Annotated in this window: 21 protein-coding genes; 9 read left to right on the plus strand and 12 right to left on the minus strand. The window is 71.6% G+C overall.

Annotated features, from left to right (window positions below; genetic code table 11):
• Positions 1-20 precede the first annotated feature (20 nt).
• Positions 21-845: an alpha/beta hydrolase gene (locus tag MHY29_RS00175; protein WP_239237859.1), complete on the minus strand. Its 825-nt coding sequence runs from the start codon at positions 843-845 to the stop codon at positions 21-23.
• Between the two features lie 282 nt (positions 846-1,127).
• Between MHY29_RS00175 and MHY29_RS00180 the strand changes: the two genes are divergently transcribed.
• Positions 1,128-2,258, plus strand: coding sequence for a quinone-dependent dihydroorotate dehydrogenase (locus tag MHY29_RS00180; RefSeq protein WP_239237860.1), 1,131 nt, complete (start codon positions 1,128-1,130; stop codon positions 2,256-2,258).
• 82 nt (positions 2,259-2,340) lie between these two features.
• Here MHY29_RS00180 and MHY29_RS00185 read toward each other — a convergent pair whose 3' ends face one another.
• On the minus strand, positions 2,341-2,958 hold the full coding sequence (locus MHY29_RS00185; RefSeq protein WP_255718361.1) for a DUF3043 domain-containing protein: 618 nt from the start codon (positions 2,956-2,958) through the stop codon (positions 2,341-2,343).
• Between the two features lie 43 nt (positions 2,959-3,001).
• On the opposite strand from MHY29_RS00185, the gene MHY29_RS00190 reads away from it, so the two are divergent.
• From MHY29_RS00190 to MHY29_RS00210, 5 genes are all read left to right on the plus strand, one after another.
• Positions 3,002-4,417 (plus strand): dipeptidase, encoded by a 1,416-nt coding sequence (locus MHY29_RS00190; protein ID WP_239237862.1) that lies wholly within the window; start codon positions 3,002-3,004, stop codon positions 4,415-4,417.
• 116 nt (positions 4,418-4,533) lie between these two features.
• Entirely contained in the window at positions 4,534-4,926 is a 393-nt protein-coding gene (gene erpA / locus MHY29_RS00195; RefSeq protein WP_224354838.1) for an iron-sulfur cluster insertion protein ErpA, read from the plus strand.
• A 266-nt stretch (positions 4,927-5,192) separates the two neighbouring features.
• On the plus strand, positions 5,193-6,107 hold the full coding sequence (gene coxB / locus MHY29_RS00200; protein ID WP_224354839.1) for a cytochrome c oxidase subunit II: 915 nt from the start codon (positions 5,193-5,195) through the stop codon (positions 6,105-6,107).
• A complete protein-coding gene (gene ctaD, locus MHY29_RS00205) occupies positions 6,107-7,819 on the plus strand; it encodes a cytochrome c oxidase subunit I (RefSeq protein ID WP_239237863.1) in 1,713 nt (570 codons plus the stop codon). Before coxB ends, ctaD begins: the two co-directional genes overlap by 1 nt.
• Positions 7,816-8,217: a cytochrome c oxidase subunit 4 gene (locus MHY29_RS00210; protein WP_224354841.1), complete on the plus strand. Its 402-nt coding sequence runs from the start codon at positions 7,816-7,818 to the stop codon at positions 8,215-8,217. Before ctaD ends, MHY29_RS00210 begins: the two co-directional genes overlap by 4 nt.
• 997 nt (positions 8,218-9,214) lie before the next feature.
• Here MHY29_RS00210 and MHY29_RS00215 read toward each other — a convergent pair.
• The 4 genes from MHY29_RS00215 to MHY29_RS00230 form a co-directional block, all read right to left on the minus strand.
• The gene (locus tag MHY29_RS00215) at positions 9,215-10,900 is read right to left on the minus strand and encodes a ubiquinol-cytochrome c reductase cytochrome b subunit (RefSeq protein ID WP_224354842.1); all 1,686 of its coding nucleotides are present in this window, start codon (positions 10,898-10,900) and stop codon (positions 9,215-9,217) included.
• Between the two features lie 5 nt (positions 10,901-10,905).
• Positions 10,906-11,982 (minus strand): ubiquinol-cytochrome c reductase iron-sulfur subunit, encoded by a 1,077-nt coding sequence (locus MHY29_RS00220; RefSeq protein ID WP_224354843.1) that lies wholly within the window; start codon positions 11,980-11,982, stop codon positions 10,906-10,908.
• A 69-nt stretch (positions 11,983-12,051) separates the two neighbouring features.
• The gene (locus MHY29_RS00225) at positions 12,052-12,858 is read right to left on the minus strand and encodes a cytochrome c (protein ID WP_224354844.1); all 807 of its coding nucleotides are present in this window, start codon (positions 12,856-12,858) and stop codon (positions 12,052-12,054) included.
• A gap of 78 nt (positions 12,859-12,936) precedes the next feature.
• Entirely contained in the window at positions 12,937-13,575 is a 639-nt protein-coding gene (locus MHY29_RS00230) for a heme-copper oxidase subunit III (RefSeq protein ID WP_370643400.1), read from the minus strand.
• Between the two features lie 181 nt (positions 13,576-13,756).
• Between MHY29_RS00230 and trpD the strand changes: the two genes are divergently transcribed.
• Positions 13,757-14,797: an anthranilate phosphoribosyltransferase gene (trpD, locus tag MHY29_RS00235; RefSeq protein WP_224354845.1), complete on the plus strand. Its 1,041-nt coding sequence runs from the start codon at positions 13,757-13,759 to the stop codon at positions 14,795-14,797.
• Positions 14,798-14,809: 12 nt separating this feature from the next.
• Here trpD and MHY29_RS00240 read toward each other — a convergent pair whose 3' ends face one another.
• The 3 genes from MHY29_RS00240 to MHY29_RS00250 form a co-directional block, all read right to left on the minus strand.
• Positions 14,810-16,051 carry a CapA family protein gene (locus tag MHY29_RS00240; protein WP_224354846.1) on the minus strand — a complete coding sequence of 414 codons (1,242 nt, stop codon included), beginning with the start codon at positions 16,049-16,051 and terminating at the stop codon, positions 14,810-14,812.
• A gap of 19 nt (positions 16,052-16,070) precedes the next feature.
• Positions 16,071-16,352, minus strand: a complete 282-nt coding sequence (locus MHY29_RS00245) for an Lrp/AsnC family transcriptional regulator (RefSeq protein ID WP_224354847.1) — start codon at positions 16,350-16,352, stop codon at positions 16,071-16,073.
• Between the two features lie 108 nt (positions 16,353-16,460).
• Positions 16,461-16,907, minus strand: a complete 447-nt coding sequence (locus MHY29_RS00250) for a DUF3054 domain-containing protein (RefSeq protein WP_224354848.1) — start codon at positions 16,905-16,907, stop codon at positions 16,461-16,463.
• 81 nt (positions 16,908-16,988) lie between these two features.
• Between MHY29_RS00250 and MHY29_RS00255 the strand changes: the two genes are divergently transcribed.
• Positions 16,989-17,558 carry a hypothetical protein gene (locus MHY29_RS00255; RefSeq protein ID WP_224354849.1) on the plus strand — a complete coding sequence of 190 codons (570 nt, stop codon included), beginning with the start codon at positions 16,989-16,991 and terminating at the stop codon, positions 17,556-17,558.
• Between the two features lie 32 nt (positions 17,559-17,590).
• On the opposite strand, the gene MHY29_RS00260 is transcribed toward MHY29_RS00255, so the two are convergent.
• Positions 17,591-19,192 (minus strand): FMN-binding glutamate synthase family protein, encoded by a 1,602-nt coding sequence (locus MHY29_RS00260; protein WP_239237864.1) that lies wholly within the window; start codon positions 19,190-19,192, stop codon positions 17,591-17,593.
• Between the two features lie 145 nt (positions 19,193-19,337).
• On the opposite strand from MHY29_RS00260, the gene MHY29_RS00265 reads away from it, so the two are divergent.
• Positions 19,338-19,676 carry a hypothetical protein gene (locus MHY29_RS00265; RefSeq protein ID WP_224354851.1) on the plus strand — a complete coding sequence of 113 codons (339 nt, stop codon included), beginning with the start codon at positions 19,338-19,340 and terminating at the stop codon, positions 19,674-19,676.
• Between the two features lie 91 nt (positions 19,677-19,767).
• Here MHY29_RS00265 and MHY29_RS00270 read toward each other — a convergent pair whose 3' ends face one another.
• Positions 19,768-20,328 carry a hypothetical protein gene (locus MHY29_RS00270; RefSeq protein ID WP_224354852.1) on the minus strand — a complete coding sequence of 187 codons (561 nt, stop codon included), beginning with the start codon at positions 20,326-20,328 and terminating at the stop codon, positions 19,768-19,770.
• 51 nt (positions 20,329-20,379) lie between these two features.
• Complete coding sequence (locus MHY29_RS00275; protein WP_370643401.1) at positions 20,380-22,503, minus strand: FAD-dependent oxidoreductase; 2,124 nt, start codon at positions 22,501-22,503, stop codon at positions 20,380-20,382.
• Positions 22,504-22,607: the final 104 nt, after the last annotated feature.

The raw sequence follows: 22,607 nt of genomic DNA on the forward strand, positions 1-22,607 counted from the left end.
GGCCGGCCCGCCCCGTCGGCTCAGCCGGCGATGCGCGGGGGCGCCGTCTCCGCCAGCCAGGACAGTGTGGCGTCCAGGGCCGCGCGGCGGACCGGGGGAGCCGAGGCGAACACGTCGTGGAGCGCGCCGGGGCAGCGGTGGACGACGACGCCGGGCCCGAGCCGGCGGGCCGCCCTCGCCTGGGCGCGGGGCGAGAGGATCACGTCCGAGCTCGACGCGCGGCGTCGGGTCGCCAGTGGGAGGCCGCCGCGGTCGGAGACCAGGACGAGCACGGGCACGGGCAGGTCGAGCCCGCGCGCCACGGTGGTGTGCCCGTCCAGGACCGCGGCCAGCCACCCGGCCGGCACCGCGAACGCCCACCGGTCGCGCCACGCCGGCTCGAGGTCCCACTCGCCGTCCGCCTCGGCGGACAGAGAGCGCCAGTAGTGGTCGACACGGGGCAGGGGGAGGATCTCGTAGGGATCACGCCGCGCGATGCGGCGGACCGCGGGGCCCGCCACGGCCCGGGCGAGCGGTCCGCCGTGCGTCTGCAGCCACGGGCTGTTGAGCACCAGCGCGGACGCGGCCTCCGGCCGGTCTGCGGCCCAGAGCGCCGTGGTCAGCCCGCCCGTCGAGTGGGCCTCCACGACGGGCGGGGCCGGATGGTCCTCCGCGATCAGGGCGAGCGCCGCGTCCAGGTCCTCGTGATGCCGGTCGAGCCGGTCGACGAAGCCGGGGGTCTGCCCGGGTCGGAGCGAACGGCCGTGGTGACGCAGGTCCACGGCGTGGAAGGCGTAGCCCGCGGACTCCACGGCCTCGGCCAGGGGCGCGTTGTAGAAGTAGTCGCTCCACCCGTGCACGGCCACGAAGGGACGCCGGCAGGGATCCCGGTGCCGTGACGCGGCGCGACGCCGCACGACTGTGACAACGTTCGGTCCTTGTCTGTCGGCGTTCAGAGCGAGGCTCCGCCGTTCGAAGCCGTCCAGCACGTCCGGCGTCCACCCGGCCTCCGGGCCCACGGGCGTCGGAGGCGCCGCGGCGTCGTCGGCGGGGAGGCCGAGCCCGTGGCGGGGCCAGGGCCCGCGGACGTGGGGGAAGAGGGTCACGGCCTCACCTTAGGCGGCGGCCCTGCATGGGAGGATGACGGCATGCAGCTGCCCGACCCCCGTTTCCGCGTCCAGTCCGTCCTGCGCTCCTCCGCGCCCCGGATCTACCCGCCGTTCTTCCGGGCGGTGTTCGCCGGGATGGACCCGGAGCGGGCGCACCACGTCGGCTTCGCCGGCATCCGCGCCGCGGAGGCGAGCGGGGCGTCACGCGTGCTGCGCTCGACCATGGCCCCGGACCTCGGCCTCGCGCGCACGGTGATGGGCCTGCGGTTCCCGTCGCCCTTCGGCCTCGCGGCCGGCTTCGACAAGACCGGCGTCGGCACCACCGCCCTGGCCGAGCTTGGCTTCGGCCATATCGAGGTCGGCACGATCACCGCGCAGGCCCAGCCGGGCAATCCCGCCCCCCGGCTGTTCCGCCTGCCGGAGGACCGCGCGCTGATCAACCGCATGGGCTTCAACAACGACGGCGCCGCCGCCGTCGCCCCGCGGCTCGCCGCCACTCGCCGCACCCTCGAGGAGCGGTTCGGCACCGTGCGTCCCGTCCTGGGCGTCAACATCGGCAAGACGAAGGTCGTGCCCCTGGACGGCGCCGTCGAGGACTACCGGGCGTCGGCGCGGCTGCTCGCCCCGCACGCCGACTACCTCACGGTGAACGTGTCCTCCCCGAACACGCCGGGCCTGCGTCAGCTCCAGGAGATCTCGTCCCTCGAGCCGATCCTGGCCGCCGTCCGGGAGGAGGCGGACCGCGCCGTCCCGGACCGGCGCGTCCCGTTGACGGTGAAGATCGCGCCGGACCTGGCCGACGAGGACGTCCGCGCCGTCGCGGAGCTCGCGGGCCGGATCGGCCTCGACGGCGTCATCGCCACCAACACCACCATCGGGCGGGGGGGCCTGTCGACGCCCGCCTCCGAGGTCGAGGCGATGGGAGCCGGAGGCCTCTCCGGTGCGCCGCTGGCCGCGCGCTCCCTGGAGGTCCTGCGGACGCTCAGGGCCGCCCTGCCGGCCGGGGTCGCGCTGATCGCCGTGGGCGGTGTCACGGACGGGGACGACGTCCTGCGGCGCCTGGACGCCGGGGCCGACCTGGTGCAGGGCTACACGGCGTTCCTGTATGAGGGCCCGTTCTGGGCCGGGCGGATCAACGCCGGCCTCGACGCGGCCCAACGCGCCCGTTGAGGGCCGCGCGGGTGCACGGCGCCCGCACTGCACGTCGCCCCGGCCCACGCACGCGGACCGGGGCGACGGGGGAGCGTCGGGCTCAGGCGGGGAACTCACCGCGGCGCACCTGCGGCCTGGGCAGGCGGAGGCGGCGGAACTGCAGGGCCCGCATGACGCCGTAGAAGCGGCTGCCGGGCTCGGGCGTGCCGAACGTCGCGGTCAGGCGCTTCTTGATCTGGGCGGAGATGTAGAAGCTCTCGGCGATCACGAGGCCGACGATCACATAGAGCGTGACCATCAGGATGACCTGGGCCCGCGTGCCGGGGATGAACATGGCGATCACGTAGACGAGGACGATCGGCATGAGCCACTCGCCCAGACCGGTGCGGGCGTCGATGTAGTCGCGCACGTACCGCTTCTGCGGGCCCTTGTCGCGTGCGGGGAGGTTGCGCTCGTCGCCCGTCTCCAGGGCCTGCCGCTGGCGCATGCGCTCGGCGGTCGCCGCGTCGCGCTCCGCCTTCCGGGCCGCCTTGCGGTCCTCGGGCACCAGCGTGCGACGACGGGCGGCCTCCTGGTCGCGGCGGCGCGGCGTCGGCCCGGTCTTGCCCTGGGAGCGGTCGCGGGGAGCGGGCTGGGCCGCGGGCGTGTTCCCGGCGCCCAGGGCGGTGGAGCCGTGGGAGGCGGGGGCGTCGTTCTCGGTCTTCTTCCGGCGATTCAGCACCGCGCCAGTCTAGTCGTGGCCGCGTCGTAGGCTGGACCGCATGACCCAGAGCACGCAGAACACCCCCGTCGGCGCGGCCCCGGACCCCGAGCTGGTCTCCGCGATCCGTGCCGCCGTCGACCGCCGGTTCCCCGAGACGCTGCAGAGCCTCAAGGACCTGGTGTCCATCCCCGGCATCGCCTGGGACTCGATGGACCGTGAGCCCCTGGAGCGCTCGGCCGCCGCGGTGGCGGACCTGCTCCGCACCGCCGGCCTGGAGGGCGTGGAGACCGCGGTCGAGGAGCGCGCGGACGGCCGCCCTGGCGGCCCTGCCGTGATCGGCGGCCGCCCCGCCGTCGGCGACAAGCCCACCGTCTTGTTGTATGCGCACCACGACGTGCAGCCCCTCGGAGAGGAGGGCCTGTGGGACACCCCGCCGCTGGTGGCCACCGAGCGGGACGGGCGCCTCTACGGGCGCGGCGCCGCCGACGACAAGGCCGGCATCATGGTGCACCTCGCGGCCCTCGCCGCCCTGGACGAGGTGTGCCCGGACGCCGGCGTCGGGGTCCGGGTGTTCATCGAGGGCGAGGAGGAGGCGGGCTCGCCCACCTTCCGTCCGTTCCTGGAGCGGCATCGTGACCGTCTGGCCGCCGACGCCATCGTGGTGGCCGACTCCTCCAACTGGGCCGTCGGCGAGCCGGCCTTGACCACCTCCCTGCGCGGGGTGGTCAGCGCGACCGTGACCGTGCGGGCGCTGGACCACGCCGTGCACTCCGGCATGTTCGGCGGCCCCGTGCTCGACGCCGTCGTCCTGATGTCCCGTCTCATCGCGACCCTCCACGACGCCGACGGCGCCGTGGCGGTGCCCGGCCTGGAGCCCCGTCACCACACCGACGTGGACTACCCGGAGGACGCGTTCCGCGCCGACAGCGGCATCCTCCCCGGTACCCGGCTGGCGGGCCGCGGCGCCCTGGCGGACCGCCTCTGGAACGGCCCCGCACTCAGCGTGATCGGGCTCGACGCCCCGTCCGTGGACACCTCGTCCAACACCATCCAGCCCGCGGCGCGCGCCAAGATCTCGCTGCGCCTCGGGCCCGGGATGGATCCGGCCGCCTCGCTGGACGCGCTGCGCGCCCACCTGGAGGCGCAGTCGGACGCCGTCCTGGGGGCGGAGATCACGGTGGAGCCGGGGGAGCTGGGCCAGCCCTTCTCCACGGACACCTCGGCCCCCGCCGCGGCCGCGATGATGGGCGCCCTCGGCGCCGCGTTCGCCACACCCGCGCGGGAGACGGGCCTGGGCGGCTCCATCCCGTTCACGGCCGACCTCAAGGAGCTGTTCCCCGAGGCCACGATCCTGATCACCGGTGTCGAGGACCCGGACTCCCGCGCGCACTCGGCCAACGAGTCGCTGCACCTGGAGGACTTCCGCCGCGCGATCGTCGCAGAGGCCCTCTGGCTGGCGGCGATGGGCGCCTGACGACCCGGCCTTCCCGGAGTCCCCGCCGTCCGGGAATGCGGCACCGGGGAGACGGCGTTCTCCCGGAAGACCCACGCGGCGACACCGTCGCACAACCGAGGACCCAGGAGGTCACCATGGCTCTGTCCGCAGAGGAGACCGGCGTCGAGATCGGCGCCACCGAAGACGCCACCGGCCTGCCGCCGCACGAGGTGGAGCTGACCGACGTCGCCGCGGCCAAGGTCCGCGCCCTGCTCGAGCAGGAGGGTCGCACCGACCTGCGCCTGCGCGTGGCGGTCCAGCCGGGCGGATGCTCCGGCCTGATCTACCAGCTCTACTTCGACGAGCGGGTGCTCGACGGCGACACCGTCCGCGACTACGACGGCGTCGAGGTGATCGTGGACAAGATGAGCGTCCCGTACCTGATGGGAGCGACCATCGACTTCGAGGACACGATCTCCAAGCAGGGCTTCACCATCGACAACCCGAACGCCGTGGGCTCCTGCGCGTGCGGCGACTCGTTCCACTGAGCCGCTGACGCCCCCGCGGCGCCGCCCCGCCGGGCCGGTCTCCACCAGGAGGCCGGCCCGGCGTCGTCGTGCGGGGAGGGCGCCGGGCGACACCGCCCGTACGACACCCCGAGCGCGTCACGATGCACCCGTTCGCGCGCGCTGGCATAGACTGACTCCGAATCACCTGGGTCTACCCGCCCTCCCTGAACGGAACCCGTGAGAAGTCACGACGTACCTGGTGGGGCGGGGCCCACTCGCACACGAGATGAAGAGGAAGGCCGTCTGTGAGAGCACAGAATGACGCCGGACGTCGGACGCGACGCCGCCTCACCGCAGGGGCCCTCGGGGCCACGGCGCTGGTGGCGCTGACCGGCTGTTCGGCAGAGGCACAGCGTGGTTGGCTGCCGGGCACGGACAACACGACCAACCACAATGCGCAGCTCACCGACCTGTGGGTGAACTCCTGGATCGCGGCCCTCGCCGTGGGCCTGATCGCCTGGGGCGCGATGATCTGGTGCATGATCGCCTACCGCCGGCGGAAGAACGACCAGGGCTTCCCGAGGCAGACGGCCTACCACATGCCGATCGAGACGATGTTCACCGTCATCCCGATCCTGATGGTGTTCACCCTCTGGGGCTTCACCGACCGCGTGCAGGCCGAGGTCGACACCCCGATCGACGACTCCCCGCTGACGGTCACCGTGTACGGCAAGCAGTGGTCCTGGGACTTCAACTACTCGTACGAGAAGGACGGCCAGACCAGGGAGGCCCACTTCCAGGGCGTCCAGGCGCAGCTCGACGGCTCGGACGGCAAGCGCGAGACCCTGCCGACCCTGTACCTCCCCAAGGACGTGCCGGTGCACTTCGAGCTGAAGTCCCGCGACGTGGCGCACTCCTTCTGGATCCCGCAGTTCCTCCAGAAGCGCGACATGCTCCCCGGCAAGACGAACAACCTGTACCTGACCCCGCAGGAGATCGGGCGCTTCGACGGCAAGTGCGCCGAGCTCTGCGGCGAGTTCCACTCGGAGATGCTCTTCAACGTGGAGGTCGTGGACGAGGCCACCTTCGTTCAGAAGATGAACGAGATGGAGCCCGGCCTGGTCGGCGACGAGCTCAACCGCAACCCCAACCAGAACCCGGACGGCGCGAGGAACATGGAGGTCGACCTCCAGACCCCGCGCGGTGGAGGCAATCACTGATGACCACTTACGAATACGCCACGGACGAGGTGCGCACGCAGGCCCAGCCGCGCGTCGCCCCCCGCTCCCTGGGCAAGATCGTCGTCAGCTGGCTGACGACCACGGACCACAAGGTCCTGGGGTACATGTACCTCATCGTCTCGTTCGTCTTCTTCTGCGTGGGCGGCGTGATGGCGCTCATGATCCGCGCCGAGCTCTTCGAGCCCGGCATGCAGATCCTGCAGACCAAGGAGCAGTACAACCAGCTGTTCACCATGCACGGCACGATCATGCTGCTGATGTTCGCGACGCCGCTGTTCGTCGGCTTCGCCAACGTGCTCGTGCCGCTGCAGATCGGCGCCCCCGACGTCGCGTTCCCGCGTCTGAACGCGCTGGCGTTCTGGTTCTTCCTGTTCGGCTCGCTCATCGCGACCGCCGGCTTCCTCACCCCGCAGGGTGCGGCCTCGTTCGGCTGGTTCGCCTACGCCCCGCTCTCCAACACCACGTACTCGCCGGGCGTCGGCGGTGACCTCTGGGTGTTCGGTCTGGTCCTCCAGGGCTTCGGCACGATCATGGGCGGCGTCAACTTCATCACCACGATCCTGACGATGCGCGCCCCGGGCATGACGATGTGGCGCATGCCGATCTTCACCTGGAACACGCTCATCACCGGCATCCTGATCATGATGGCGTTCCCGCCGCTGGCCGCCGCGCTCTTCGCGCTGGGCATGGACCGTCGCTTCGGCGGCCACATCTTCAACCCGGAGAACGGCGGCGCCATCCTGTGGCAGCACCTCTTCTGGTTCTTCGGCCACCCCGAGGTGTACATCATCGCCCTGCCGTTCTTCGGCGTCGTCTCCGAGATCATCCCGGTGTTCTCCCGCAAGCCGATCTTCGGCTACAAGTCCCTGGTCTTCGCGACGACGTCGATCGCCGCGCTCTCCGTGACGGTGTGGGCGCACCACATGTACGTGACCGGCGCCGTGCTCCTGCCGTTCTTCTCCGTGATGACCATGCTCATCGCGGTCCCGACCGGCGTGAAGTTCGTGAACTGGATCGGCACCATGTGGCGCGGTTCGATCACCTTCGAGACCCCGATGCTGTGGACGCTCGGCTTCATGGTCACCTTCCTGTTCGGTGGCCTGACCGGCGTCATCCTGGCGTCGCCGCCCCTGGACTTCCAGGTGTCCGACACCTACTTCGTCGTGGCGCACTTCCACTACGTCATCTTCGGCACCGTGGTGTTCGCGATGTTCGCCGGCTTCTTCTTCTGGTGGCCCAAGTTCACCGGCAAGATGCTGAACGAGCGTCTCGGCAAGATCCAGTTCTGGCTGCTGTTCGTGGGCTTCCACGGCACGTTCCTGGTGCAGCACTGGCTGGGCGTCATCGGCATGCCGCGTCGCTACGCGGACTACATGATCGAGGACGGCTTCACCGCGATGAACCAGTTCTCCACCGTGTTCTCCTTCATCCTGGGCGCCTCGCTGATCCCGTTCTTCTGGAACGTGTACGTGACCGCCCGCTACGGCAAGAAGGTCACCGTGGACGATCCGTGGGGCTTCGGGGCCTCGCTCGAGTGGGCCACTTCGTGCCCGCCGCCGCGGCACAACTTCCACTCCCTGCCGCGCATCCGCTCCGAGCGTCCGGCGCTGGATCTGCACCACCCGGAGCTGGCGGCCTACTCGCCCCAGGCCGAGCCTGAGGTTTTCGGAGAGAAGGTGGCTTCCAAGTGAAGATCGCGTCCAACATCTTCTGGATCATCGGCGCCTTCCTCGTCGCCGTCGCCACGCTCTACGGCTTCTGGGTGAAGTGGACCGAGTGGGCCGGCATCCCCGCCATCTACGCCCTCGGCGCGATGTGCTGGATGATCGCCTGGTACGTGCAGTCCACGGACAAGCGCCATGGCCTCGGCCCGGCGGATGACGAGGACGGCGAGATCGTCGAGTACGCCGGTACCTACGGCACCTTCGCCCCCTCCAGCTGGTGGCCGCTCGGCGTGGCCGTCGCCTGCGCCATGCTGGTGACCGGCCTGGCCGTCGGCTGGTGGATCTTCGCCCTCGGCGTCATCGCCGGCGTGTACTTCACCTTCGGCTGGGTCTACGAGTTCTCCCGCGGCAAGTACGCCCACTGACCACTCGCTGACGCAGCACAGAGGCCGCCGGCCGGTTCCCCCTGGGGGAGCCGGCCGGCGGCCTCTCTGCGTGCGCGGCCACCGGCCGGGTGGGACGTGAGCTCCGTCCGGGGGTAGGGGCCGCGGGCTGGCACACCAGGCTGCCATGTGGTCGGTCAAGGGCTCTGACGGCCCGAGCTCGTGGGGCGTGCCCGCAGTTCGGACGCCTGGATCGTGAGGTGGTCGGACGCTGAGCAGCGTGGGCCGTCGCCGACGGCGGGGAGGCTTTCCGGCATCCGCCGGTGCCGTCCCGCAGCGAGAACCGCGTGAGGTCCTCGATCACGGCGGCGCGGCCCCTCTGCATCGAGGCGGTCGGCGAGGACGCCAGGATGGGAGCGGAGGCCGGCCGCTGGCGGGTCCTACGCCAGTGAGCCGCGCACAGGCGCGGCCGCGTGTCTCGGTGGGGCGGTTGCTGTGCCTGCCTCGGTGCCCCCCTGGACGCGTGGTGGGTGAGACAGGGGGACGACCGGTCGGGGTGGGTCCGCCGTGGAACAGCGGGGGCTCACAGGTGCCGACCGTGTCCCGCCGAGGAGGGCTCGGGGAACGGAGCGCGCATGTGAACGGGTCACCGGGGTCTGTGGGCGCCTATGGCCGAGGGCACGGCTCCGCGTGTTCGGGTCGGCTGAGGCGCGGTGATCCGGCCCAGGGCGCCTCCGGCGGGGCACGCTCGGGCGAGGGTCGCACCACGGGTGTCGCCGCGCAGGACGACCATGCGTGCCCACGGGACGGTCGCGCCACCGGCAGTGGGCAGGCATGAGGCGGTCGACGACCTCGGCCGCAGGTGGAGATCGACGACGGCGGCGAAGCCGGCCGACTCACGCCGAGGGTGTTCCCGCTTGCCCAGGGTGTCGACGGCGTCGGACGCCATCACAGGCAGCAGTCCCGGACGGCCACGCAGAAGGGCCCCGCACGCCATGTGGCGTGCGGGGCCCTTCGTCAGGGGATCAGCGGTCGCCGATCAGTGGCCGAGCTCCGCGGAGTGGGAGCCGCCCTGGACGGCGCCGACGTGCTCGCCGTGGCCGTGGGTGCGAGCCTCGACCAGCTCCTCGCGGGAGACCGGCGCGACGCGCTCCTGGTAGAACATCCGGTTCAGACCGGCACGCATCCTCTCAGCGCCGGAGACCTTGCCGTTGCGGCCCGGGGTCGCCGGCACAGGGCGGCGATCCTCGAACGAGACCAGACGGTACATCTCGTAGTCGGTGAGCTGACGGTGACGCTCGGAGAAGCCTCCCTCAGGGGACATCTCGACGACGCCGGACTCGTGGCCGTGCAGCACGGTCTCGCGGTCACGACGCTGCAGGGAGATGCAGATGCGACGGGTGACGATGAACCCGAGGATCGGGCCGAGGATGAACAGCGCGCGCAGGAAGTAGAGCACGTCGTTCAGCGACAGGTGGAAGTGCGTGGCGATGAGGTCCGAGGAGGCCGCGGCCCACATGGTGCACCACATGATCATCATGCCGACGCCGATGCCGGTGCGGGCGGGGGCGTTGCGCGGACGGTCGAGCAGGTGGTGCTCACGGTCGTCCTTGGTGATCCAGCGCTCGATCCACGGCCAAGAGATCATGCCGACGAGGATGACGCCCACCGGGATCAGCGGGGTCAGCACGCCCATGGGAAGGGAGACGCGGGAGCCCCACGGCATCGGGATGTTCCACAGGAAGGAGAAGTCGCCGATCATGCCCGGCATCAGGCGCAGGGCGCCGTCGAACGGGCCGATGTACCAGTCCGGCTGGGTGCCGGCGGAGACGGGCGAGGGATCGTACGGACCGTAGATCCAGATCGAGTTGATCGTCACGGTGGACGCGATCAGGGCCAGGACGCCGAACACGATGAAGAAGAAGCCGCCGGCCTTGGCCGCGTACACCGGGCCCACGGGGTAGCCGACCACGTTGTTCTCCGTGCGGCCGGGGCCGGGGTACTGGGTGTGCTTGTGCACGACGACCATGAACAGGTGCACGGCGATGAGCAGCAGGATGATCGCCGGGACGATCATGATGTGCAGCGCGTACAGGCGACCGATCACGGAGTAGCCCGGGAACTCGCCGCCGAACAGGAAGGCGGAGAGGTAGGAGCCCACCAGGGGCATGGCCTTGAGGATGCCGTCGATGATGCGCAGGCCGTTGCCGGACAGCACGTCGTCGGGGAGGGAGTAGCCGGTGAAGCCGGCGGCCCAGCCGGCCATCAGCAGGAAGCAGCCGACGACCCAGTTGAGCTCACGCGGGCGACGGAAGGCGCCGGTGAAGAAGATGCGGAGCATGTGCACCGACATCGAGGCGACGAAGAGCAGCGCCGACCAGTGGTGCAGCTGGCGCATGAAGAGGCCGCCGCGGATGTCGAAGGAGATGTCCAGGGCGGACGCCATGGCCGCCGACATCTCGATGCCGCGCAGCGGGGCGTAGGCGCCGTCATAGGTCACGTGCGACATCGACGGATCGAAGAAGAACGTGAGGAAGGCGCCCGACAGCAGCAGGATGACGAAGCTGTAGAGGGCCACCTCGCCGAACATGAAGGTCCAGTGGTCCGGGAAGGTCTTGCGGCCGAAGAACTTCACGATGGGGGAGAGCCCCACTCGCGTGTCCAGGAAGTTGGCCAGACGACCGGTCCCGGTCGCCGGCTGGTACTCGTGCGTTGCAGTGCTCATAGGGGTCAGCCACGCTCCCAGTAGACAGGCCCGACGGGCTCATGGAAATCGCTCTGCGCCACGAGGTAGCCCTCGTCGTCCACGGTGATCGGCAGCTGCGGAAGGGCGTGGCTGGCCGGGCCGAAGATGACCTTGCACTCCTGCGCGAGGTCGAAGGTCGACTGGTGGCAGGGGCAGAGCAGGTGATGGGTGTGCTGCTCGTACAGGGCGATGGGGCAGCCCACGTGCGTGCAGACCTTGGAGTAGGCGAAGATGCCGTCCACGTTCCAGTTCTCACGGCCGGGGCTGATCTTCACCTTGGAGGGATCGAGGCGCATGACGAGCACCACGGCCTTGGCCTTCTCGTTCAGCTTGCCGTGCTCCAGGTCGTTCAGGCCGTCCGGGATCACGTGCAGGGCCGAGCCGAGGGTCACGTCCGACGCCTTGATGGGGGAGCCGGTGGGGTCGCGCACCAGGCGCACGCCCTCGTGCCACATGGTGTGGCGCAGGCGTTCCGGGCCGAAGTTCTTCGCGGCCTCGTCGGAGAAGTTGTCCGTGTTGTCCAGGTCGCGGAACGCGGCGATGAACGGCAGCGGAGCGAGCACGGCGGCGCCGATCAGCGTGTTGCGCAGCAGCGGGCGACGCTTGATCTGGGACTCGTCCAGGATGTCCGCGATCATGCCCTGCGCGGCGGCGCGGTCCGCCTCGGTGCGGATCTCATGGCGCTCCTCGACGACCTCGTGGTCGGGCATGAGCGTCTTCGCCCAGTGCACGACGCCGATGCCGATCCCGAACATCGCCAGCGCGACGCCGAGGCCCAGCAGGAGGTTCTGCAGGTACAGGACGCTCGTCGACTCGCCGTTGCCGACCTGGCCGACGCCGAAGTACCCGATGAAGAACAGGACCGTGCCGATGACGGAGATCAGGAAGAAGACGGAGACCTGACGCTCGGCGCGCTTGGCCGCACGCGGATCCTCGTCCGCGAGGCGCGGACGGTGCGGCGGAAGGCCCGGGTTGTCGATGGCGTAGCGCGGAGATTCCTCTCCGGCGTGCTCGAGGGCGTCCGAGTGTCGCTCGGCCCCTTCGTAGCCTTTCTCGCCCATAAGACCAGTTTCCTTTGCTCGAGTGATGTGTAGATGACGTGTGCGCGGCGCCGCGGCGCCCGCGCGAGATCAGGAGGAGCGGCTGGTGAGCCAGACCATGAAGCCGACGATGAGCGCGAGGCCCGCGGTCCAGATGAACAGGCCCTCGGCCACCGGGCCGAGCGAGCCGAGCTGCAGGCCGCCGGGGGAGCCGTTCGCCTCGATGGTCTTCAGGTAGGCGATGATGTCGCGCTTGTCCTCGGGCTTGAGGTTGGCGTCCGAGAACACGGGCATGTTCTGGGGGCCGGTCTCCATGGCCTCGTAGATGTGCTTCTCGGAGACGCCCTCGAGGGACGGGGCGAACTTGCCGCGGGTCAGCGCGCCGCCGGCGGCCGCCGCGTTGTGGCACATGGCGCAGTTGATGCGGAACAGGTCGCCGCCCTTGGCGATGTTCACGCCCTCGGCGTTCGGGTCGAGGTCCTCGTCGGCGGGCACGGCGGGGCCGGCGCCGAGAGAGGCGACGTAGGCCGCGAGCTGCGCGGTCTGCTCCTCGGAGAACTGGTTGGGCTTGCGCTGCGCCTGCGGACCGTTCATCTGCATGGGCATGCGACCGGTGCCGACCTGGAAGTCCACGGCGGCGGCGCCGACGCCGACGAGCGAGGGCCCGTCCGCGGTGCCGGTGGCCCCCATGTTGTGGCACGAGGCGCAGTTCGCGTTGAAAAGCTTCTCGCCAGCCGTGATGTCGTCAGCGGCGGCGGCCGCGGTGACCTGCGTGGCCGCCTGCGCCTGATTGACGGTGCTCGCGACGGAATAGAGTCCGCCGGTCACCAGGAGTCCCAGCAGGAGGAGCGCCAGCCCCACCAGGGGGTGGCGTCGGTTCTGCGAAAGTGCCTTCACGGGGGTTTCCTATCGTGTGTCTTCCGGACGCGGGGGGCCGCCCCTCGCCCGTACCTCGGTCGGTGCGGTTGGGGCGTCTTACTTCAGGAAGTAGACGATGAAGAACAGGGCGATCCAGACGACGTCGACGAAGTGCCAGTAGTAGGACACGACGATGGCGGACGTGGCCTCGTGATGGCCGAAGCGGCGGGCCAGGAAGGCGCGGCCGATGATGAACAGGAACGCGATGAGGCCGCCGGTCACGTGGAGGGCGTGGAAGCCGGTCGTGATGTAGAAGGCGGAGCCGTAGGCGTTCGCGGCGATGGTCACGCCCTCGGACACCAGGGTCGCGTACTCGAACGCCTGCACGGCGACGAAGATCGAGCCCATGATGAAGGTGAGGATGAACCACTCGACCATGCCCCAGCTCTTCACGGAGAAGAGGCCGCCGGTGCGGCGGGGCTGGAGGCGCTCGGCAGCGAGGACGCCGAACTGAGCGGTGAAGGAGGAGAGCACCAGGATCACGGTGTTCACCGCGGCGAGCGGGACGTTGAGGATCGCAGTGTGCTCGGCCCACAGCTCCGGAGAGGTGGAGCGGAGCGTGAAGTACATGGCGAAGAGCCCACCGAAGAACATGAGCTCGCTGGCGAGCCACACCATGGTCCCGACCTGGACCATGTTGGGCCGGCTCGGGAGCCCCGTGGTGGGCTGGTGGAGTGTGGAGGTTGCAGTGGTCACCCAGCCATTATGTCCCCAAAGACGCGCGGGGGACTAAATCGAACCTACCGTGTCGCATCGTCTCGGGGGCGGGAAAGCGCCACTCTCTGGGTGAGTCCCCACATGACCTCCAGGAGACGTCCAGGTTCGGGGTCGGATCCCGCCACGGGGATAGGCTCAGGTCGTGAGCCCTGGAGGAGAGATGCGAGAGACCGTGACCCACACCTGGCCCGAGGTGTTCCGCCGACTGACCCTCGGTCAGGACCTCGATGACGCCGCCGCGGAATGGGCGATGGGCGAGATGATGTCCGGCGACGCCACCGAGGGGCAGGTCGGCGCCTTCCTCCTCGCGCTGGCGGCGAAGGGCGAGACCGTCCCCGAGCTGCGCGGCCTCACCGACGCCATGGTGGCCAAGGCCCGGCGTGTGCACGTGTCCGGCGAGACCCTCGACATCGTCGGCACCGGCGGTGACCGGCTGGGCACCGTCAACCTCTCGACGATGTCGTCGCTCGTCGCAGCCGGCGCCGGGGCCCGCATCGTCAAGCACGGCAACCGCGGCGCGTCGTCGACGGCCGGCGCCGCCGACGTGATCGAGGCGCTGGGCGTCGACCTGTCCATGCCCCCGGCCAAGGCGGAGGAGTGTGCGGAGGCGGTCGGCATCACCTTCCTCTTCGCCCAGAACTACCACCCCTCGATGAAGTACGTCGCCCCCGTGCGCAAGCAGCTCGGGGTGCCCACGGTCTTCAACTTCCTCGGCCCCCTGAGCAACCCCGCCCAGGCGTCCGCCCAGGCGCTCGGGTGCTCCAGCGAGGAGATGGTGCCGCTGCTCGCCCAGGTCCTGGCGGACCGCGGCGTGCGCGGATTCGTCTTCCGCGGCTCGGACGGCCGGGACAAGATCACGACGTCGGGGCCCTCCACGATCATGGAGGTCCGGGGAGGGGTCACCGCCCACGAGATCGACCCCCGCGACTTCGGGATCGAGCTGGCCCCGGTCGAGGCTCTCGCCGGCCGCGACGGCGCCTACAACGCGACGCTCGTGCGCGGCCTGCTGGCGGGGGAGCACGGCCCGATCCGCGACGCCGTGCTGCTCAACGCCGCCGCCGGTCTGACCGCGTGGGACGTCGAGGCGGAGGGTCCCCTCATGGACCGGCTGAGAACCAACATGGCCCGCGCCGCCGAGTCCATCGACTCGGGCGCGGCGGCGGACGTCCTCGAGCGCTGGGTGCAGTTCTCCCGCTCGTGACCGACCCCGGCGTCAGCCGCCGGGGGAGGTCCGTTCCGACAGGCCTGGGGTGTTGTCGGAGCCGATGGCGACGCGGGTCCTCGCCGCGGACTCCTCGAGGCGCCCCCGGAGCTCTGGGCCCGCCTGGGGCAGCTCATCCGGAATGAGCAGCACCCGCGGCCGCCCGGTCGGGTCCGTGTCCGCGTCGGTGATGAGGGTGGGAGCCCACGTCACCCCGGTCGCGTCGAAACGGCCGTCGTCGCCCTCGCGGAACGCGACCTCCACGATCGCCCCGTCGTGGGTGCCGGGACGCTCGCCCTTCATGGAGGCGATGAGGTTGCCGGTGCTGTAGACGACCCACACGCCGTTCACCTTCTCCACCGGCTGCACCCAGTGCGGGTGCTGCCCGATGACCAGGTCGACCTCCCCGGAGGCCGTCACCTGGTTCGCCATCCACCGCTGGTCCTCGTTCGGGATCCGCACGTATTCGTCCCCGGCGTGCATGTGGAAGACGACGACGTCGGCTCCGGCCTCCCGCGCGGCGTGCGCGTCCGCGATCGCCCGGTCCGGATCCAGCAGGTCCACGGACCACTCCCGGCCCTCCGGGACGGGGATCAGATTCGTGCTGAACGTCTGGGACACGATCCCGACCACCACCCCGTCGGCCGTGGTGAAGAGGTCGGGCGCCTGGTCCTCCCCCGGGGTGGTGGACGTGCCCGCGACGCCGACGCCGGCAGCGCGCAGAGCGTCGTGCGTGCGGACCATCCCGTCCCAGCCGTCGTCCACGGTGTGGTTCGAGGCCGTGGTGCAGACGTCGAAGCCGGCGTCGACGACGGCCGCCACGGTCTGCTGCGGGGCACGGAAGCGCGGCCAGCCGGTGTACGGGCCTCCGGGAGCGGCCAGGGGCACCTCTTGGTGGCACACCGCGAGGTCCGCGGCCGCCACGAACGGGCGGACCGAAGCGAGCATCGGCCGGAAGTCGAATCCGCCGCCCGTCCTCGCCGCGTCGAACAGCGGCTCGTTCCAGAGGAGGTCGCCGGAGGTGTTGATCGTGACCGTCCGCGGCTCCCCGGACGCCGTCGCAGGGCTCGCGGGGGGCATGGTGGACGAGGTCCCGGGCGTGTCCGCGCGGAGGTCGGACGCCGAGTCCGAGGAGGAGGCGTCCTGCGAGGTCCCGGAAGCGGCGCCGTCCGGGGCGTTCGCGGTGGGAGCGCAACCAGTGAGGAGGGCCATCGCGAGCAGGGTGGCGGCGGCGGTGCGGCGGTGCGGGGTCATGGGATCACGGGTGGCGCGCTCAGCCGTCGAAGCCCAGCGCCCACCCCTCCTCGAGGTCTTCCGTGGAATAGGTGCGGAACGCCAGCATGGTCTCGGTGTCCTCGATCCCGTCCACCTTGGACAGCTGGTCCGCGATGACGTCCGCCAGGTCCTCGTAGCGCTTCAGCTTGACCATGGCCACCAGGTCCCACGCGCCCGTCACCGAGTACACGGAGCTCACGCCCTCCAGGGACGCGATGGCCTGGGCCGTCTCCGGGATGGTGGACTTGTCGGTCGTGATCATGACGATGGCGGTCACCATGGCGAATGCTCTCCTTCGGCGGGACGGGGCTTCGCCCTCGATGGTACGCTCCGACGCGCTGGAGGGGAGGAGGCGGACTCGCCGCCCCATGACCGGTTCGACGACGTGTCATGAGGCCCGGCTCGCGCGATCCGTCGCCCGGTGGGCGAGAAGCGTCGAGGCCCACCGGCGGCCCAACAGGAAGACGGCGAGGACGGCGGAGGCCACGAGCACGAACGGGACCGGGGCCCCTCCGAGGCCCCACAGCACGCGCAGCCCCATCCCCGCCGCGACGGTCACCGCCCAGACGACGACGCCCTGCGGCCAGACGCGGGCCCAGGTCCGGGGGCCGCCGGCGAGGGCCGTTCCCGCGACCCAGGCCAGGAGGAAGGGGGCGGCGGCCGTCACCAGGGCGAGGCCGCCGCGATCGGTCGCGTGCTCGCGCTGCCCGAGCGCGACGAAGAGGACGACCAGGGCGGCGTCGAGCGCGAAGGCGACCCATGGTGCGGAACCCCGCCGTCGGTCGGACGGGTGGGCGGCGGGGGAGGAGTCCTGCGGAAGAGGAGTGGTGCTCATGGCCCCCATTGTCCCGCGGGCGAGGCAGCCGGGCCGGTGCCCCTCCCTCTTCCTCTACCGAGACAAGGTATCGTGCTTGTCATGGACTTCCATTCCCGACCCGGACCCGAGGCCGGGTCAGCAATGGTGCCCGTCGCCGTGCGATGCGGATCCGCGGGTGCGGCGGGGCGGTGGGCCGCGTCCATCCCCGGCGCGCGGCGCCTGGGCCGGGAGGGCGGTCGTGATCTGATCGTCCACGCCGACGACGCGGCCGCGGCCGTGGCCCTCATGCTCGCCGTGCGACGAGCCGGGGCCGGGGCGGTGGGCGCCGGAGTCGCCATCGAGCAGGTCGAGGGGGCGTTGCGGCGCGCCCGGCGCAGGCCTGGAGGGATCGCCGTGTCACGGGTTCCTGGATCGACGGGAACGGAGGAGGAGCGGGGTCTCCTCGAGGCCGGCCTCGGCGTCCTCCTGACCCTGGAGTCGCGGCGCAGTGCCCCCCAGCAGGCGGCGGGGGTCCTCATCGAGGCCGGGCGCAGCCAACGGGAGGCGGCCGCCGACCTCGGAGTCAGCCAGCAGGCCGTCCAGCAGCGGCTGCGAGCCGGGCTGTGGGAGGAGACGCGGACGCTCCTCGACGCGCTCCTTCCCATGGCGCGGCGCGTGCTCGAGGCCTGAGACCCGCAGGCCCCGGCCCCGAGCACATCGCGTCAGTGCGTCGTGTCGACGTCGTCCTGGGGGAGCGGCTCGTGCTGCACGAGATGGTCCTCGTCCGCCCGGGACGAGTCCTCGTCGACCATGATCCGGGTGATCTCCGCCCGGATCTCCTCTCCGGGCACGCCCCAGCCGCGCTCGTAGCCGTAGATCTCGCGCAGCGGGGTCTGGGACCGGGTCTGCTCCACGAGGGCCACGTCGTCGGGGGAGAGGAGGGCGGGATGGGGCACCCCGGCCGCCTCGGAGACCTTGATCAGGTCGCGGCGCAGCGTCTGGACGTAGCCGACCAGGCGCTGGGACTTCTCCTGCGGATCCAGCCCGGCGGCGAGCCAGGGGTTCTGGGTGGCGACACCCGCCGGGCAGGTGTCCAGGTGGCACTTCTGAGCCTGGATGCAGCCGATCGCGAGCATCGCCTCGCGGGCCACGTTGACCATGTCCACACCGAGGGCGAACGCGACCAGGGCGTTGTCCGGCAGTCCGAGCTTGCCGGAGCCGATCCAGGTCACGCGGTCGGTGAGGCCGCGGGCGGCGAAGATCCTGTAGACCTCGGTGAAGGCCACGCGGAACGGGAACGCCACCGAGTCGGAGAAGACCAGCGGGGCGGCGCCGGTGCCGCCCTCGCCGCCGTCGATGGTGATGAAGTCGACGCCGCGGGTGCCGTCGGCCATCGCGTCGGCGAGCTCGTGCCAGAAGCCGAGGTCGCCCACGGCGGACTTGATTCCGACGGGCAGGCCGGTGCGCTCGGCGACGCGCTCGACGAAGTCGAGCATCTCGTCCACCGTGCTGAACTCCGAGTGGCGCGACGGGCTGGCGACGTCCTTGCCCTCCTCGACGCCGCGGATCCGGGCGATCTCCGCGTTCACCTTCGCGCCGGGCAGGTGCCCGCCGAGACCCGGCTTGGCGCCCTGGCTGAGCTTGATCTCGAGCGCGCGCACGGGGGCGGACTCGACGACGGCCGCCAGCTTCTCCATGTCGAAGTTGCCGTGGGCGTCGCGGCAGCCGAAGTACCCGGTGCCGATCTGCAGCATGAGGTCGCCGCCCTGTCGGTGGTGGTCGGACAGGCCGCCCTCGCCGGTGTTGTGCATGAACCCGCCCAGGGCCGCACCCTTGTTGAGCGCGGTGATCGCCTGCGGGCTGAGGGAGCCGAAGGACATGGCCGACACGTTCACGACCGAGTTCGGGCGGAACGCATGGCGCCGGCCGCGCGGGCCGCCGAGCACCTTCGCGCTGGGCAGGGCCTTGCCCGGGTCCAGCGCGAGGGCGGACATGGGGGCGACGTCGGAGAACGTGCGGTGCTTGACCACGGCATAGGACGTGTGCTCGACGTCGTTGTCCGTGCCGAAGCCGTAGTAGTTGTTCTTGCCCTTCGAGGAGGTGTACACCCATCGGCGCTGGTCGCGGCTGAAGGGGCGCTCCTCGTTGTTCGCCGCCACGATGTACTGGCGCAGCTCGGGGCCGATGGTCTCGAGCGCCCAGCGGGCGCGGGCGAGGACCGGGAAGTTGTGGCGGAGGGCGTGCTGCTTCTGGGTGAGGTCGCGGACGGCGACGCCGGCCACGCCCAGGGCGGCCGCCGCGGCGGCGAGGGTCTTCGAATTCATGCCACCCACTGTGGGGGAGCGGATGCCCGGGAGCCAGCCGCGACGCGCCGGGAGCGGGCGATTCGCGACGGAGGTCGTCCGGAGGCCCGACGCGACGACAACCACCGACCGAGTTCATGGAACCGACGCCTCCTGTTCACTGACGGTGCGGGCTGGACGCCGATCGCGGTCACTGACGTCGGAGACCGAGGCCAAGGCCGGCTCCTGCACCACCAAGGACGGCAAGTCCTACAAGGCGTTCGGCCGCTTCGCCGACGAGGGCGCCTGGTGGGACGCCGAGCGCGGCGGCTTCGTGTTCGACGCGTCCTTCGACAAGGCGTTCCACGACGGTCAGATCTGGTTCTTCGACGTGAAGGCCGGGACCATCACGATCGACGCGTACTACCCGCTGACCGCCCCGAACTTCTCGGAGGAAAGGCGCAGCGCGCCCGCGGCTGACCGCGCCGCACCCGGGGGACCGCAGCTGACCAACAAGTTGACATAATGTACATTATCGGTTCACGAGCCAGGGGCGGAACGACGCCGGAATCCGCCCGGCGCCGCCCCCGCGCTGACCGTGTGTGCGGGCGGACGGATCAGACCAGGCGTGCCACCACAAGGCCGGAGAACCCGTCGCCCTCGGCGACGAGCGCCCGCCCGCCGTCGGCGGTGTCCGCGGGGTCCAGCTCGTAGGGCATGTCGAGCTCGCCCGCGGCCGGGCCGGTGCCCACGGCCGTCACCGTCATGTCCGGCTGACGCGTTCCGGTGCGGACGCCGTGCTCGTCGTGGACCTCCAGGACCTCCTGGGCGAGCTCTCCGGCGACGCCGCGGCGGAGCACCTCTCGCGCCTCGGGGTCCGTGAGCGCGTCGTGGATCCACCGGGTGCCCAGCACCGAGTGCTCGGCGGTCAGCAGCACGGTCGCGCCGTCGCGGGCCGCAGAGCGGTACGACAGCGGGGTCTGCACCAGACGCCCGTCGTCGGCACCGCCGACGCGGACGAGCATGACCTCGAGGCCGAGCTCCCCGGCCGGGTCGTCGAACCGGTACGAGCCGGCCCTGGTGAACGGCACGTCCGGATCCTCGCCGTGGGCCACGAGGGCGCGACGGATCCACTCGTTCTTGTCGGGGTCGAGCTGGGCGCTGTAGATGAAGGACATGTCCTGGACGCTACCCGCCGATGCGCCCGCCCGACAGCCCGTCGACGACGCTCAGTCCTGCACGGCCAGCACGGCGTCGTCCATGGCCCGGTAGGCGTCCACCTCCGCGGCCACCCGTGCGCCGCCGATCACCGTCACCGCCTCCGGATCCCAGCCGGCGGCCAGGAGATCTCCGGCGAGGCCGTCCTCGGACTCCTGGCCGGCGCACACGACCACGTCGGTGACCGGCAGCACGAGCCGTCGGCGCCCCGGGTCCCCGTCACCGCCCACGGCGGGTGCCGTCACGTGCAGCCCGTCCCGGTCCACGCGCTCGTAGGAGACGCCGGAGAGCATCTCGACGCCGAGGGCCCGCAGCTCGAGCCGATGCACCCATCCGGTGGTCGGTCGCAGACGGGAGCCCACGGGCTCGGGTGAACGCTGCAGCAGGAAGACCCGGCGGGCGCGCTCAGCCGGCTCGGGACGGGTCAGTCCCCCGGGGGCGGTCGGGTCGTCGTCGGCCACGCCCCAGCGGGCGCGCCAGTGCTCGAGCGGTTCCGGCTCCCCCAACGCGGCGCCGCCCTCCGGGGACGCCAGCAGTTCGGCGACGTCCACGCCGACTCCCCCGGCGCCGATCACGGCGACCGCGGCGCCGCACCGGACCCGCCCGGCCACGACGTCGTCATAGCGGTGGACGGCCGGGGCGCCCGGCTCCCCCACGCCGGGCAGGTCCACGTCCCGCGGGCGCACCCCGGTCGCGATGATGACCCGGTCGAAGGCCGGGCGGCCGTCCTCGGTCATGAGCGTCCGGGGTGTCACCCGCGTCTCCCGGCGCAGGTGCACCCCGGCCGCGACCGCTCGTGCCTCCAGGTGCCGCAGGGCGGGCTCGAACTCCTCCTTGCCCGGGATCCTCCGCGCCAGGCGGAACTGGCCACCGACCTCCTCGGTCGCTTCGAACAACGTCACGTCATGCCCGAACCCCGCTGCCCGATGCGCTGCGGTCAGCCCGGCGGGCCCCGCACCGACGACGGCGACGCGCCGGCGGCGGCCGATCTCCACCGGCACGGGGCGGGCGTACCGGGGATCGGTCTCCCGGCCCGCCCGCGGATTCATGAGGCAGCTGACCGGGCGTCCCGCCATGACGTGGTCCAGGCAGGCCTGGTTGCAGGCGATGCACGGGGTCAGGTGCTCGGCCCCGGCCCGGCCGACGGTGCGCACCCAGTCGGGGTCGGCGAGCAGCGGGCGGGCGACCGCGACCAGGTCCGCCGCGCCGCCCCGCAGCAGGGCCTCGGCGTCGTCGGGCGTCGTGAGGCGGTTCGCGGCGATCACGGGGATGCCCACCGCCGCCCGTACCCGTGCACTGGCCTCGGCCCACGCCGCCCGCGGGACGGAGGTCACCACGGTCGGGACGCGGGACTCGTGCCAGCCGATGCCGGTCATGATCAGGTCGGCGCCGGCCGCCTCGAACGCGCGCGCCGTGTCCAGCGCCTCCGCGGAGGTCTGGCCGCCGGGCACCAGGTCCGTCAGCGAGGTGCGCACGGAGAGCAGGCCCGTCTCCCCCAGCGCCTCCCGCACGGCGGCGACGACGGCTACCGGGAAGCGCCGCCGGTTCTCGGCGGAGCCGCCGTACCGGTCCTCGCGGAGGTTGGTGGACGGGGCCAGGAACTGGTTGAGCAGGTAGCCCTCCGAGGCCATGACCTCGACCCCGTCGTAGCCGGCCTCCAGGGCCAGCCGTGCCGACCGGGCATACGCGGCGACGAGCTCCTCGACCTCCGCCTCCGTGAGCGCGTGCGCGGTGTGCCGGGAGATCGGCGCGCGTGTCGCCGACGCGGAGACGAGGTCCGCCCCGCGCGCGTACCGGCCCGCGTGCAGCAGCTGCACCAGGATCCGGCCGCCCTCCGCGTGCACCGCGTCCGTGAGCGTGCGGTGGGCCGCGGCGTCCGCGGCGTCGGCGAGGAGGCCGCCTCCCGGGCTCACGGCGCCCTCCGGCGTCACGCCGACCCCGCCCGTGACGATCAGGCCGACTCCCCCGGCGGCGCGCTCGGCGTAGAACGCGGCCAGGGCGGGCAGGTCCGCGTGGCTGTCCTCGAGCCCCAGGTGCATGGAGCCCATGACCACGCGGTTGCGCAGGACGGTGCGGCGGACGGTCAGCGGCTCCAGCAGTCGGAGCGAGGCGGGGGCGTCGGTCATGTGTGTCATGGGCGTCACAGTAGCCGGGACGCGTCGTCCCCGGCACCCCGCCTTCGTGCGGCGCCCCCCCGCCGTCATCGGCCGCGGTGGCGGGCCGCCCGCAGATCCGGCAG

Origin of the sequence: Micrococcus sp. ACRRV (genome assembly GCF_022346985.1) — a bacterium.
Lineage (GTDB): Bacteria > Actinomycetota > Actinomycetes > Actinomycetales > Micrococcaceae > Micrococcus > Micrococcus porci.

What these genes read in the sequence shown, in the direction of transcription:
- trpD (WP_224354845.1), top strand. Translation starts at nt 13,757, where the DNA reads ATGCGAGAGACCGTGACCCACACCTGGCCCGAGGTGTTCCGCCGACTG.
- erpA (WP_224354838.1), top strand. Translation starts at nt 4,534, where the DNA reads ATGGCTCTGTCCGCAGAGGAGACCGGCGTCGAGATCGGCGCCACCGAA.
- MHY29_RS00260 (WP_239237864.1), bottom strand. Translation starts at nt 19,192, where the DNA reads ATGAATTCGAAGACCCTCGCCGCCGCGGCGGCCGCCCTGGGCGTGGCC.
- MHY29_RS00180 (WP_239237860.1), top strand. Translation starts at nt 1,128, where the DNA reads ATGCAGCTGCCCGACCCCCGTTTCCGCGTCCAGTCCGTCCTGCGCTCC.
- MHY29_RS00240 (WP_224354846.1), bottom strand. Translation starts at nt 16,051, where the DNA reads ATGACCCCGCACCGCCGCACCGCCGCCGCCACCCTGCTCGCGATGGCC.
- MHY29_RS00250 (WP_224354848.1), bottom strand. Translation starts at nt 16,907, where the DNA reads ATGAGCACCACTCCTCTTCCGCAGGACTCCTCCCCCGCCGCCCACCCG.
- MHY29_RS00245 (WP_224354847.1), bottom strand. Translation starts at nt 16,352, where the DNA reads ATGGTGACCGCCATCGTCATGATCACGACCGACAAGTCCACCATCCCG.
- MHY29_RS00215 (WP_224354842.1), bottom strand. Translation starts at nt 10,900, where the DNA reads ATGAGCACTGCAACGCACGAGTACCAGCCGGCGACCGGGACCGGTCGT.
- MHY29_RS00270 (WP_224354852.1), bottom strand. Translation starts at nt 20,328, where the DNA reads ATGTCCTTCATCTACAGCGCCCAGCTCGACCCCGACAAGAACGAGTGG.
- MHY29_RS00220 (WP_224354843.1), bottom strand. Translation starts at nt 11,982, where the DNA reads ATGGGCGAGAAAGGCTACGAAGGGGCCGAGCGACACTCGGACGCCCTC.
- MHY29_RS00255 (WP_224354849.1), top strand. Translation starts at nt 16,989, where the DNA reads ATGGACTTCCATTCCCGACCCGGACCCGAGGCCGGGTCAGCAATGGTG.
- ctaD (WP_239237863.1), top strand. Translation starts at nt 6,107, where the DNA reads ATGACCACTTACGAATACGCCACGGACGAGGTGCGCACGCAGGCCCAG.
- MHY29_RS00190 (WP_239237862.1), top strand. Translation starts at nt 3,002, where the DNA reads ATGACCCAGAGCACGCAGAACACCCCCGTCGGCGCGGCCCCGGACCCC.
- MHY29_RS00275 (WP_370643401.1), bottom strand. Translation starts at nt 22,503, where the DNA reads ATGACACACATGACCGACGCCCCCGCCTCGCTCCGACTGCTGGAGCCG.